This window comes from Hanstruepera flava (assembly GCF_023634025.1).
Taxonomy (GTDB): Bacteria; Bacteroidota; Bacteroidia; order Flavobacteriales; family Flavobacteriaceae; genus Hanstruepera; species Hanstruepera flava.
Window position 1 is genome coordinate 65,702 of sequence record NZ_JALJCW010000004.1, and the last position, 12,968, is coordinate 78,669.

Consider the following 12,968-nt stretch of genomic DNA (forward strand, 5'->3'; position numbering starts at 1 on the left):
TAAGTATTCGGTCAAGTTACTAAAAAGAAATCTTATATTTATTATATGAGAAGTTTTCAAACTTATTTCCTCTTACTATTTTTTGGGTTACTAGTTTGTTGCAAAAAAACAGAAACTAAACCAACTTATAATTGGGAAACTATTGAAGTAACTGCAACGGCATACAACTCTCTTGCCTATCAAACTAATGATAATCCACATATCACGGCATTTGGAGATAGCTTAAAACCTGGAATGAAATACATTGCTGTTTCTAGAGATTTATTAGCAATGGGTTTAAAACATAATACACCAGTAGCTATTAAAGGTTTAGAAGGTCTGTACATTGTAAAAGATAAAATGCACAGTCGCTGGCGAAACAGAATTGACATTTATATGGGAGAAGACGTTCAAGCTGCTAGAGAGTGGGGAAAGCGTAAGGTTAAAATTACCTATGGCACGATTAACGAAACAATTAAACAAAACTAGATTAATTCTTATCATTTATTTTTTGTTTCTTTAAGCTTATATAAACACTAATTAATATATCATATGAAAATTTTTGGCTACTTTTTTGCACTTTTACTGGTATTAGGTTGCAAATCAGAAAAAGAATCAGATACAGATAAACTTACACAGTCACCAATCGCAAAAAAAATTCCAAAGGAGTTAACCATTCATGGCGATACCCGATTGGATAATTATTTTTGGATGCGTTTAAGTGACGAGCAAAAAAACGCCGAAATACCTGATAGCCAGACGCAAGATGTACTTGATTATTTAAATGCTGAAAATGAGTATTTAAATCAAGCTATGAAACATACCGAAAATTTACAAACACGTTTATACTCAGAAATAGTTGGGCGTATTGAAAAGGACGACCAATCAGTACCTGTAACAGAAAATGGTTATGCCTATTACACGCGTTACGAAGAAGGAAAAGAATATCCGCTGTATTGTCGCAAAGCCACAGATTCAACTCAAGAGGAAATAATGCTCAATGGTTCAAAAATGGCTGAAGGTTTTTCGTATTATGGTATTGGGAGTCGTTCAGTAAGTCCAAACAATGAGCTTTTAGCCTTTGGTATAGATACTATTTCCAGACGTCAATACACCATTTATTTTAAAAATTTGACAACGGGAGAATTATTAGATGACAAGTTATCTAATACTAACGGTAGCGCTGTTTGGGCAAACGATAACAAAACAATTTTTTATGCTACAAAAGATCCTGAAACTTTACGCCAAAACAAAATATGGAAACATATTCTTGGCACACCCCAAGACAGTGATGTATTAGTATATGAAGAAACCGATGAAACGTTTAATTCCGGTGTTTACAAAACCAAGTCTAAAGCTTTCATCATGATATATAGTAGACAAACATTATCTACCGAATTTAGATATCTTGATGCCAATAAACCCGATGAAGATTGGCAAGTCATTCAACCTAGAGAACGCCATTTAATTTATCAACCAGACCATTTTGATGACCACTTTTATATCAGAACAAATTTAGATGCGACCAATTTTAAGCTGGTTAAGACTCCTATTTCGTCAACAAAAAAAGCTAATTGGGAGGATGTAATTGCCCATCGTGATGATGTGCTTTTTGAAGGGTTTGAGTTATTTAAAAACCATTTAGTAATTCAAGAGCGTTTGAATGGCTTACGCACAATTAGGGTGAAAAGTTGGGAAGGAGAAGACTATTATCTTGACTTTAAAGATCCTGCTTACGTGTCTTATACTACTTCAAATTTAGATTTCAACACCAATATTCTTCGCTATTATTATACATCATTAACCACTCCTGGTAGTACTTTTGATTATAATATGGATACAAAAAAACAAGTATTATTAAAACAAGAAGCCGTTTTAGGCGGTTTTAATTCCAATGATTATACTTCAGAACGGTTTGAAGCTCCTGCTACTGATGGTACAAAAATTCCAGTCTCATTAGTGTATAAAAAAGGCTTGACATTAAGTTCAGATACCCCATTATTATTATATGCTTATGGATCGTATGGTAATAGTTCTGAACCGACCTTTCGTTCCGATCGTTTAAGTCTTCTTGATCGTGGATTTGTCTTTGCTATTGCTCATGTACGCGGAGGTCAGGAAATGGGACGATACTGGTATGAGGATGGGAAGCTTTTAAACAAGAGAAATACATTTACCGATTTTATTAACGTTGGCGAATATTTAGTGAATAAAGGCTATACTAGTCAAGAGCACTTATATGCATTAGGCGGAAGTGCAGGTGGATTATTAATGGGTGCCATAGTAAATATGAAACCAGAATTATGGCAGGGTGTTATAGCGGCAGTTCCCTTTGTTGATGTAGTTTCAACTATGTTGGACGAGAGTATTCCCTTAACGACATTTGAATTTGACGAATGGGGAAATCCTAAAGAAAAGGAATACTACGACTATATGCTATCGTATTCGCCATATGACAATGTGGAGGCACAAGATTATCCTAATATGTTAATTACAACAGGATATTGGGATAGTCAGGTGCAGTATTGGGAACCCGCAAAATGGATAGCCAAATTACGTGACATGAAAACTGATAACAACCTATTGGTAATGGATTGCAACATGAAAACTGGTCATGGTGGTGCTTCTGGGCGTTTCGAACGTTATAAACGAACGGCATTATACTATGCTTTCATATTGGATTTAGAAGGCATAGAAGAATAATTACTTTACTATTTCAGAGATTGAAATAGGGTAGGCCTTTTCAACCATAATTTGTTCAGTACCCTTTAAATCTGAAAATGATTCATTAAAACGATTTTGGCTGTAAGCTTCGCGAAGTTGCATTATGGCCTTTGTTGTTTCATCTTGTACCTTAATAAAAACCTCGTAAGGTGTTTGTCGGCTATGTATAATGGTAACAACAGCTTTTTTTGGATTGTCTGAAGCTAACGGATTCTTATCTCCATTGCAATACGAGCAACTAGAATCTCCATTGTTATCAATAAAATCTATAAGAATTTGTCTTAAGTCATCCATGCCGATTATTTGCTCGTCTACTAGAATATCGTTACTGGCATTTAATTCAATAGTAAGCTGGTTGCGGTGAGCAATTGTTTTTGTGCAGTCGTTAAGATTGAAACAGGGCGAAGGTAATTGTCTTTTAATACCGGCATCAATACTTATGGTAGTAGTAACCAAAAAGAAAATAAGCAATAAAAATGCAATATCTGCCATAGATCCTGCATTTACTTTTTCTGGAGTGCGATAGTTTTTCATAATAGTATGTTTTAGGTTAACGAATAATTAAAAATATTCAAAAACGATACCATACTTTATAAAGCAAAAAAAATGCCAGCATAAACAGCTGGCATTCTTCACTTTAACTAACTAACTCAAACTATATCATTAATGGATATGTCTTTTAATTCCTGTCCAAACAGTATCACACCGGTTAATTGTGCTCACTTTTATTTTGTGTTTAAGAGCGTGATTTATAAAATCATTGGAGTCTCTTGATATTTTAACTAACGCTTGCATGATACTGTGTTTTTTGATTGATTAATTTTTTAAGATGTTTATCTAAAACGTCTTTTACTGTTCCAAGTATTACTTTTTGTATTGCTTAATCTACTTGTTAATTGATTGCTGTCTAAAGTTCTCATGATTTTTATGTTTTATTTGATTGATGTTATACTTTATAGACGACCAAAAATTACAATTGTTACAGTACTATGCATTGCAAAGTAGTAATTTAACATATTTTAACACTTTTAGTATTAATTATCAATACGTTAGAGGAGAGGTGAAAATGACATTTTGACGATAGTATTGAAATTATGACAGTTTTAAGCCTTAAATTTTGCTTGGCATTTATTTTGATTATTAAGTATTAAAAATGTTTAACTAAAAATTTGATAGACATGAGAGCATTAGTAACTGTACCAAAAAATGGTACAAAACAAGAACAAAGAAATGTTGCCGGTTTGCCAAGTTTTTCATCTTGGATAGACAACTTTTTTGATACTGATTTAGAAACCGGTTTATTATCTAACTTTAATCATGGTTTAACGTTGCCGGCAGTTAATATTAAAGAAGACAACGATAATTATAATTTGGAATTGGCTGTTCCTGGCATGAACAAGGAAGACTTTAATCTAGAGTTAGATAACGAAATACTATCTATAGGTGTTGAAAAACAAACGGAAGACAAAATAGATAACGAAAATTACACAAGACGTGAGTTTGGGTATTCGTCATTTAAAAGAACGTTTACATTACCAGATACTGTTGATACAGAAAAAATTAACGCCAAGTACGAAAATGGTATTTTAAATATCCATATTCCAAAACGTGAAGAGGCTAAAAGAAAACCTGCGAAACGCATAGATGTTTCTTAAACAGAGCCATTTTATAATGTTATCTTAAAAAAAAAGAGAAGCTCAATAAGTTTCTCTTTTTTAATTTATATTTACCAGCAGTTAGGTATAGTTTTTGAAGTATTATCTAATCTAAAAATACAATACATTGCAAAAGTCTTTGTTTACATACACATTTGTCCTTCTTGTAGGTGTAATACCTGTTTTTGCCCAAGTTACTGATAGTAACACAACTTCTTTCTCTATACCAGCTGCGTCGAATTCTGATGGAGAAAACAACGAAACACCATTAGACATAAAACCTTTGGAAAAACCCAGTTTGTCAAATTCAAATTCTGGTAGAATTAACGGTATGTCTGTACCTAATTCATCATCAAATTCCAATAGTGAGTTTTCTATGTTTGAAAAGGAAAACTATGGTAATCCCGGTGAAATTTATGAAAAGCGAATGGCTAGGGTTTCTAAAGATTTGGAAAAGCGGCCTGATGAAAGAGTAAGCGGAAAAACAACCGATCAATATTTGGGAGACTTTAAAACCAAATCAAATTCAGTAACTGTAGCCTATCGAGATTATGGAGGAGTTGATGGAGATCGTATTCGGGTTTTCGTTGAAGGTGATATTGTAAAACCTAACGTATTACTTGGTGGAACATTTAGTTCTTTTAAGCTGGATTTAGTTACAGGTTTTAATAAAATCGACTTTAAGGCTTTAAATCAAGGTGAGGTAGGTCCAAACACCGCAGAATTGTTAGTGCTTGATGAAGATGGAAATATATTAGCTTCAGAGTATTGGGCTTTGGCAACTGGTGTAAAGGCTACAATTATTTTAGTTAAAGAATAACCCCCAATTCTTTTACAGCTCCAGCTTCTAGGTTTTGTAACGTTATTCTACCAATTCGTACTCTTACTAATCGTAATGTTGGAAAACCAACTGCCGATGTCATTTTTCTTACTTGCCTAAACTTACCTTCTGTTAAAGTTATACGTATCCAAGTAGTAGGGCCATGCCTGGCATCGCGTATTTTTTTGCTTCGTTCTGGTAGGTTAGGAGCCGTGTCTAATCTATATACTTCGCAAGGCTTGGTCATATACTTCTTGCCATCAAAACCAATTTCAACACCTTTTCTCAAAGTATCGATGGCGTTGTCTGTAATAGCGCCATCTACTAGAGCATAGTATTCCTTTTCATAGGCTCCACTGGTAATTTTTGTGCTAACCTTTCCGTTTGTGGTAAGTAATAATAGCCCTTCTGATTTTTCATCCAAACGACCAATAGCCATAGTCCCTTTTGGAAAATCAAACAATTCTCCCAATAATTTCTTCTTACGCTTTTGTTTTCCATTAATCACAAACTGACTAATGTAACCATAAGGTTTGTAAAGCATAAAGTGTCTATGGTTTTGATTATGAAGGGTTTCCATAAAATAAGTAATATATCCTGCTTGGCAAAATTAAGTTTTAAACGGTAACTGTTGAAAAAGTCTACATTTTAATTGAAAAATATGCTGCAAAAACTTACAAAAGAACTTATTTTTGCACATCGGAAAAATTTATGAGTCAACACATTTCAACATTAGAGTTAGAAGATAGAAAGGTAGGGAAGGACCTCTATAGTTATCAAAAAGGAGCCATTAACAAGATATTCAAGAGTTTTGAAGAAGCTCCTGAAGATTACCATTTACTATATCAACTCCCAACAGGTGGTGGTAAAACGGTTATTTTCTCCGAAATTGTACGCCAGTATTTAAAGCACCATAAAAAGAAAGTTTTGGTAATGACACACCGTATTGAGTTGTGTCGTCAAACTTCAGGTATGCTAACTGAATTTGGTGTAGAGAATAAAGTAGTTAATAGTAAGGCCAATCTGGATGACCAAGATCAGTATAGTTGCTTTGTGGCTATGGTTGAGACTCTAAATAACCGATTGAATGAAGACAAACTGGATATTTCAGATATTGGTTTGGTAATTATTGACGAAGCACATTACAATTCATTTACCAAACTGTTTAAGTTTTTTGAAAAGTCATTCATTCTTGGTGTAACTGCAACGCCATTGAGTTCAAATATTAAATTGCCCATGAAGGATAATTATGATGAACTTATTGTAGGCGAAAGCATAGAGTCGTTAATTAAAAACAGATTCTTGGCTAAAGCAGATATTTATTCGTACAATGTGGGCTTAACCTCTCTGGTGGTTGGTGCCAATGGCGATTATACCGTAAAGTCATCTGAAGATTTATATACCAATACCGATATGCTTTCCAAGCTTATTATAGCTTATGAAGAGCGTTCAAAAGGGAAAAAGACACTCATATTCAATAATGGTATTAACACATCCTTGCATGTATACGATGCATTTAGACGAGCTGGATATCCTATTGCACATTTAGATAATACCAATTCTAAAAAAGAGCGTAAAAAAATACTAAAATGGTTTAAAGAAACTCCAGATGCCATTTTAACTTCAGTAAGTATCTTAACAACTGGGTTTGATGAACCTACGGTGGAATCCATTATCCTTAATCGCGCTACAAAATCATTAACCCTATATTACCAAATGATTGGTAGAGGCTCGCGTATCCTAAAAAATAAAGACACTTTTTCAGTCATTGATTTAGGAAACAACCTTCACCGATTTGGGCCTTGGGGAGCTGATTTAGATTGGCACCGTATTTTTAGAACACCTAATTTCTATTTAGATGGCATTTTAAGCGACGAAGAAATTGAGGAAAATTTCCGTTATGTTATGCCTGATGAATTACGACAATCTTTTGCAAATTCAGAAGACGTATATTTCGATATTAAAAAAACCTATATCGATGCCGTAAGGGCTGGAGAGTCCTCTAAAGTTGTATTGGAACGTTCTATAGCACACCACGCCAAAATATGTATCGAAAATAGCGAAGATGTTTATGATGCGCTAGATCTTGCCAAGCAATTAGGTGAAGATATCGATTATCGTATTCAGCGCTATACCAAATGCATTAGTAAGAGCACCTTTAATTTTGTTGAGTGGTTAAAAGACGATTACCGCAAAAAACTACGTGCCTATTTACGCTCAAACTTTGATGACGTGTTTTTAGAAATTCACGGCAGACCTGCAGAGTAAAATTCCATTTTATGTTGTAAATTTAGGGTATGAATAAACAACTTATCCTAAACGAGCGTCCTAAAGGAATGCCAGACAGTAATACATGGAAATTACTAGAGTCTCCCATTCCAGATATTAAAGACGGTGAATTACTTATACAAAACCATTTTATCTCGTTAGATCCTGCTATGCGAGGTTGGATGAATGATTCCAAATCGTATATAGAACCTGTTCAATTAGGTGACCTAATGCGTGCTGGAACCATAGGTAAGGTCTTGCAATCCAATAATAAAAACTTTCAAGTTGGACAGACGGTAATGGGTTGGTCTGGTGTACAGCAATATACCGTTTCAAACGGAGAAGGCCTATATCCTGTTGATGATAGCCAGCTACCTATGCAAAAGTTTTTAGGTGTACTGGGAATGCCTGGCATGACAGCCTACTTTGGTATACTACAGGTTGGTAAAATTAAAGAAGGCGATGTTGTGGTCGTTTCTGGAGCTGCTGGTGCTGTTGGTAGTGTAGTAGGGCAAATTGCTAAAATTAAAGGGTGCTATGTGGTAGGTATTGCTGGTGGAGAGGAAAAATGTAAGTATATAACCAATCAATTGGGTTTTGACGCAGCTATTGATTATAGATCTCAAAATATCTTCGATGCCATTAAAGAAACTTGCCCAAAAGGCCTAGACGTCTATTTCGATAATGTAGGAGGGGAGATACTCGAAGCAGCCTTATCACGATTACGAAAACATGCTCGAATTGTTATTTGTGGTGCTATTTCGCAATACAATAATATTGATGACATGAAAGGACCTCGTAATTACATGTCGCTATTGGTCAATCGGGCTACCATGCAAGGAATGGTGGTTATGGACTATGCCAACCAATACCCCAAAGCCATGCAAGAAATGGGCGGTTGGATAATGGAAGGCAAGCTAAAAAGTAACGAGAGTATTTATGAAGGTATAGAGAACTTCCAGGAAACTTTTAAGCGCTTATTTACTGGAGAAAAATTAGGTAAACTACTCTTAAAGGTTATTGATAAATGATAATTTTAAACTAACTTGTACACAATAAAAAATTTAAGAATAAAACTAAATTCATGAAAACCATTCTACTCCCAACTGATTTTTCTGAAAACGCATGGAGCGCGATTCAATATGCATTACAGTTGTTTAAAAATAATGACTGTAAATTTTACATCATGCATGTATTTGAGCCACAAGCTTCGGCTCCTTCTACTGGTATAACATCAAAACGGGCTTACCAAGCCATTCATGAATCTAGAGCAAAATCCTCACAAGAAGGTTTAGACAAGGTTTTACAACAAGTACAGGAATACTCCAATAATCCAAAACATACTTTCGAAACCAAACTGGCCTATGGTTCTCTTATAAGTTCTGTTCAAGGGTTTGCAGAAGAAAATGATGTGGAGTTGGTTGTTGTTGGGAACAAAGGAGCTAGTGCCATACAAAAAGCCACCTTTGGCAGTAATGCAGCGCAGTTAATTCTGAAGTTAACTTGTCCTATTATTGCTGTTCCAGAAACAGCAAATGCCAATATATCAGAAATAGGCTTTGCTACAGATTACTCAATTGATGATTATGGTAACGGACTCAATTTACTGAAAGAAATTACAGTCTCCAATCAGGCAAAACTAGCTGTAGTAAATGTGGTTAACAAAGGTACAGGAACTATTCCTAATTTAAAAGCCAAGCAAGCCATATTGGAAAAGGCATTAGAACCAATAGATATTGATTATTATACCTTAACCGATGTGCCTGTAGAGCAAGGTATTCATGTTTTTGCAGAGAGTAGAAAGCTAGATATGCTGGTACTTATCACCAAAAAGAGAAGCTTTTTCGAAAAACTAACAACCCGAAGTCATAGTAAAGCCATTAGCCATAACCTCGATGTCCCTTTAATTGTCTTTGATCAAAGATCATTTTAGAACTATGAGAAACAACAAATAACGCTCCAACAATATCTGTTGGAGCGTTTTTTTTGAGGGACTAATTAAAATAATATATAATAGCGTATTATGGGTTATTGCTTTCCATCAAGGCAAAAAACTTGTTGATGTTTGGCAATATGATAATTCTTGTACGTCTGTTTCTAGAACGATTTTCTTTAGTATCGTTATCAACCAATGGCTGATAAAAACTTCTACCTGCAGCAATCAGTTTTTCAGGAGCTACATTAAAATCGTCCTGTAATTTCTTTACAACCGAAGTGGCACGTAGTACACTCAAATCCCAGTTGTCTTTTACAGCAGCGCCAGGTACCATGGTTTTGTTATCGGTGTGACCTTCAACCATAACCTCAAGGCTTTCTTCAGAGTTAATAACGTCTGCTAATTTCTGTAAGATACCATCAGCTTTATTACTCACACGGTAGCTACCAGAGTTAAATAGCATCTTATCAGATATAGAGATCATCACGACCGTTTCGTCAATGTTAATGGCAATATCTTCATCTTCGTTCATGTCACTGGTATCCATAGATTTACGCAAGTTGTAACCAACAGCTAAATTCATGGAATCCTTTAAGGTTTTGGCTTCAGCTAATGCAGCAGGATCCACATGCTTTAAGGTTTCATTCATTTTATCACGCACATCGTTAGAGATAACTAAATCGTCACCAACAGTTACTAATTGGGCATCGTTTTCTTCTGTAAGGGAATTGATTTTAGCATTGTAAGTATCAATGCGTGCTTGAATCTCGGCAAACTTGGCCTCTAAATCTTCTTTTTCAACACGTGTTTTGGTTAATTCGCTTTTTATCTCACCGTTTTCCTGCTGTAAAGCCACATACTTCTTTTTAGATACACATGACATTACAAACAGTCCGGTTAGTACAAGAATTGAAATTTTCTTCATAATTGTTTATTTAGTTTTTAATGGTTTTAGGTATTTACGCTGAAAACCATCTTTTAGACGTTGAAATACATCTTTTATATTTTTTTTAACAATTATATGAGGTCACGGTAAGTTTGCATATATTTATAAACCTTTACATCTTTCAAATCATGAAAAAAGTAGAAGTAACCGTTACCATCAAATCCAAGCCAGAAACCATAATAGCGGCTTTTATAGATCCCGATATGCTAAAAGCTTGGTGGAAAGTCGATCGTACTTTTATTAACACCGAAGTAGGAGGTGTGTACGCCATTACTTGGCAGACTACTGCAAACGGATTTAAATATGTTACGCTTGGTAATATTAGACGGTATCAACCGAATAGGGAATTGGTCATTAACAACCTTACGTATTTTAATCCCGAAAAAGAAATCATGGGAGAAATGACCCTGACCATAATTGCCAAACAAAACGGTGAAAGTGCCGTATTATATTTATGCCAAGAAGGCTATCAAACCGGTAACGATTGGGATTGGTACTATAATGCCGTAAAAGAAGCTTGGCCTTTGGTAGTTCAAGATTTAAAGCAGTATTTAGAAAACCTATAGGGAGTTTAGGCACTCTGCAATTTTTGCCTATGAAGCACAGTATCCTTTATATGTAAAAGGCTATTTACTACCGCAATCAATTCAAACTTTAAAAAATTCCTATTCTTTTTACTAAAATGGCTAATTAAATGTGTGTAGAGAATGCGTTTTCCTTTCTTAATGGTAACATAGTATGTGTCCTTTTCGGCATCAAGTACTACAGAACATTTGTAATTACTTTCAACTAAAAACCAATACGATAAACTGTTAATTTGATTAAAGAGAGATAAATTCGCTTCCATAATACATAAGTTTTATAGGTTTGGGACCCTGTTATAAATTAAATATACAAATGGAAATAAAGTGATCTCTAAAATGTTTGTTATAACACCATTTTTTTCGTTGTAAAACAGTTCGTTACCGTTTATCGATGTTTTTCTTAACTATAAAATATAATCTTACCATCAATAGTTACAAAAGCCAAATAGCATAAGGTGTAAATATCCAATCAGACTTGTATAAATAAAATTTATATCGCTATAAATCACTGTAATACAGTTGTTTATAGTGTTAAAAAATAGTAAAAAACTTGTAAATACGGGTTATGATTTGTATTTTAAATAGAAAACATAACAACTATGAAAACAATATTAATAACACTTGTAACATTTTTTACGATCCAAACATTTGGTCAAGAGCACTTGGGTAGATTTACTGAACGAACCATTGATAGTGAAGCCAAAGCTTTAGCTACAGAATACAATAAGGAACTGTCCTTGAATGACGATCAAATAAGAATATTTGAAATTAAAATTGATAAATTCTTAAAAAGGAGAAAACAACTTGAAAGTAATTTAGTTGGGCGCGAATTACTAACAGCCTTATATCATGTAAGAATGAAGGAAATAAATGAAATGTCTACCATTTTAACTTATAATCAACTTAAAACATACGATAAAGTCAAACAAGAATTACAGCCATTACAAATAAATAATAGGGTTTTAAGTACATTGTAAATTTTAAAGTGTAAGACTATCTATTGCTTTAATGTAACGCGTTTGCCTTGTCGTAAAACTTCAAGTGTTAATTTTACATTATCATTTAAACTTTGCGCTAATTGTGCTAATTGTTCAAGGGTTTTTTCATCTGTGTTAAATGTTATTCCGTTTATCGAAAGAATAATATCACCACCTAAAATTAGTTTTTTATTCCCCAATAGCCCTTCAACAGTGCCACCTTGTACACCCATTTTACCAAAAATGGATTCTTCAACAACGCGCTGTACTAGAATACCACTGCTTTGTGGCACATTAAGGAGCATAGCTTCTTGAGGCGTAAGCGTGTGCATGTCTGCACCTACCCAAGGTAAATTATCATTTAATAATAGGCGAGCGGCCAAATTTGAGCTAGTGGCATAACCTATTCCATCTGAACCACCGGATTGTGTGATAATTTGACTAACAATACCCACAACTTCACCTTTTAGGTTAAACATGGGGCCGCCAGAATTCCCTTGATTTATTGCTGCATCGGTCTGAATAAAGTCGGTAGTGGTAAACGGATTGCTCATACCTGCGTTACTGCGCCTAAAACTGCTAACATACCCTGAAGATAATGACGCATCAAGTCCAAAAGGTGCGCCAATAACAAAAATGCGTTCTCCAATTTTTAAAGCATCAGAATCTCCAAAACTTACTGTAACCGGGTTTATTCGCGGCCTAAACAATTTAATTAAAGCAATATCTGCACTTTTATAAAAAGAAACCACTTTGGCAGGAATAACATCGCCATCAGGAAATAAAACCTTAATGTCTTCGGGTACGGTAACCACATGTGCAGCCGTAACAATAAGTCTATCAGATATCATAAAACCAGAACCTAATCCGTTTTGACTCACTTTATGGGAAATATGATTGGAGTCTGGAACTATTTGCTGTTCAGAGGTGTATATGACTACCACCGCTGGACTAACCTTATCGTAGATTCCCGAAAGATCTTGAGCAGCAAGAGTTGTCGTAAAAAGGCCTAGAAAAAAGAAGAACAATAATCGCATAATAATTGGTTTGTATTAAAAGGCTAATGTAAACATTTATAA

Annotated in this window: 14 protein-coding genes; 9 read left to right on the forward strand and 5 right to left on the reverse strand. The window is 34.6% G+C overall.

Annotated elements, in window-relative coordinates:
* Positions 1–45: 45 nt before the first annotated feature.
* Both MTX13_RS12420 and MTX13_RS12425 read left to right on the forward strand, forming a co-directional pair.
* Positions 46–468 carry a 3D domain-containing protein gene (locus MTX13_RS12420; RefSeq protein WP_250435939.1) on the forward strand — a complete coding sequence of 141 codons (423 nt, stop codon included), beginning with the start codon at positions 46–48 and terminating at the stop codon, positions 466–468.
* 63 nt (positions 469–531) lie between these two features.
* The gene (locus MTX13_RS12425) at positions 532–2,682 is read left to right on the forward strand and encodes a S9 family peptidase (RefSeq protein ID WP_250435941.1); all 2,151 of its coding nucleotides are present in this window, start codon (positions 532–534) and stop codon (positions 2,680–2,682) included.
* Here MTX13_RS12425 and MTX13_RS12430 read toward each other — a convergent pair whose 3' ends face one another.
* The gene (locus MTX13_RS12430; protein WP_250435959.1) at positions 2,683–3,237 is read right to left on the reverse strand and encodes an ExbD/TolR family protein; all 555 of its coding nucleotides are present in this window, start codon (positions 3,235–3,237) and stop codon (positions 2,683–2,685) included. It lies immediately after the preceding gene.
* 644 nt (positions 3,238–3,881) lie between these two features.
* On the opposite strand from MTX13_RS12430, the gene MTX13_RS12435 reads away from it, so the two are divergent.
* Together MTX13_RS12435 and MTX13_RS12440 are read left to right on the forward strand one after the other, a co-directional pair.
* Complete coding sequence (locus tag MTX13_RS12435) at positions 3,882–4,358, forward strand: Hsp20/alpha crystallin family protein (protein ID WP_250435962.1); 477 nt, start codon at positions 3,882–3,884, stop codon at positions 4,356–4,358.
* Between the two features lie 127 nt (positions 4,359–4,485).
* The gene (locus MTX13_RS12440) at positions 4,486–5,178 is read left to right on the forward strand and encodes a hypothetical protein (protein ID WP_250435964.1); all 693 of its coding nucleotides are present in this window, start codon (positions 4,486–4,488) and stop codon (positions 5,176–5,178) included.
* Here MTX13_RS12440 and MTX13_RS12445 read toward each other — a convergent pair.
* On the reverse strand, positions 5,168–5,758 hold the full coding sequence (locus tag MTX13_RS12445; RefSeq protein ID WP_250435966.1) for a pseudouridine synthase: 591 nt from the start codon (positions 5,756–5,758) through the stop codon (positions 5,168–5,170). The genes MTX13_RS12440 and MTX13_RS12445 overlap by 11 nt on opposite strands.
* Before the next feature lie 131 nt (positions 5,759–5,889).
* On the opposite strand from MTX13_RS12445, the gene MTX13_RS12450 reads away from it, so the two are divergent.
* From MTX13_RS12450 to MTX13_RS12460, 3 genes are read left to right on the forward strand one after another with little or no spacing between them, the layout of a single operon-like run.
* Complete coding sequence (locus MTX13_RS12450) at positions 5,890–7,446, forward strand: DEAD/DEAH box helicase (protein WP_250435969.1); 1,557 nt, start codon at positions 5,890–5,892, stop codon at positions 7,444–7,446.
* A gap of 29 nt (positions 7,447–7,475) precedes the next feature.
* Positions 7,476–8,477, forward strand: coding sequence for an NADP-dependent oxidoreductase (locus tag MTX13_RS12455; protein ID WP_250435971.1), 1,002 nt, complete (start codon positions 7,476–7,478; stop codon positions 8,475–8,477).
* A 53-nt stretch (positions 8,478–8,530) separates the two neighbouring features.
* Positions 8,531–9,379, forward strand: coding sequence for a universal stress protein (locus tag MTX13_RS12460; RefSeq protein ID WP_250435973.1), 849 nt, complete (start codon positions 8,531–8,533; stop codon positions 9,377–9,379).
* Positions 9,380–9,467: 88 nt separating this feature from the next.
* Here the strand turns inward: MTX13_RS12460 and MTX13_RS12465 are convergent, their stop codons facing one another.
* The gene (locus MTX13_RS12465) at positions 9,468–10,307 is read right to left on the reverse strand and encodes an OmpA/MotB family protein (protein WP_250435982.1); all 840 of its coding nucleotides are present in this window, start codon (positions 10,305–10,307) and stop codon (positions 9,468–9,470) included.
* Between the two features lie 149 nt (positions 10,308–10,456).
* Here MTX13_RS12465 and MTX13_RS12470 point away from each other — a divergent pair, with 149 nt between their 5' ends.
* Complete coding sequence (locus MTX13_RS12470; RefSeq protein WP_250435984.1) at positions 10,457–10,894, forward strand: SRPBCC family protein; 438 nt, start codon at positions 10,457–10,459, stop codon at positions 10,892–10,894.
* A gap of 5 nt (positions 10,895–10,899) precedes the next feature.
* Here MTX13_RS12470 and MTX13_RS12475 read toward each other — a convergent pair whose 3' ends face one another.
* Positions 10,900–11,175 carry a hypothetical protein gene (locus MTX13_RS12475; protein ID WP_250435986.1) on the reverse strand — a complete coding sequence of 92 codons (276 nt, stop codon included), beginning with the start codon at positions 11,173–11,175 and terminating at the stop codon, positions 10,900–10,902.
* A 336-nt stretch (positions 11,176–11,511) separates the two neighbouring features.
* On the opposite strand from MTX13_RS12475, the gene MTX13_RS12480 reads away from it, so the two are divergent.
* Entirely contained in the window at positions 11,512–11,889 is a 378-nt protein-coding gene (locus MTX13_RS12480; protein WP_250435987.1) for a hypothetical protein, read from the forward strand.
* A gap of 20 nt (positions 11,890–11,909) precedes the next feature.
* Here MTX13_RS12480 and MTX13_RS12485 read toward each other — a convergent pair whose 3' ends face one another.
* Entirely contained in the window at positions 11,910–12,926 is a 1,017-nt protein-coding gene (locus tag MTX13_RS12485) for a S1C family serine protease (RefSeq protein WP_250435988.1), read from the reverse strand.
* Positions 12,927–12,968 lie beyond the last annotated feature (42 nt).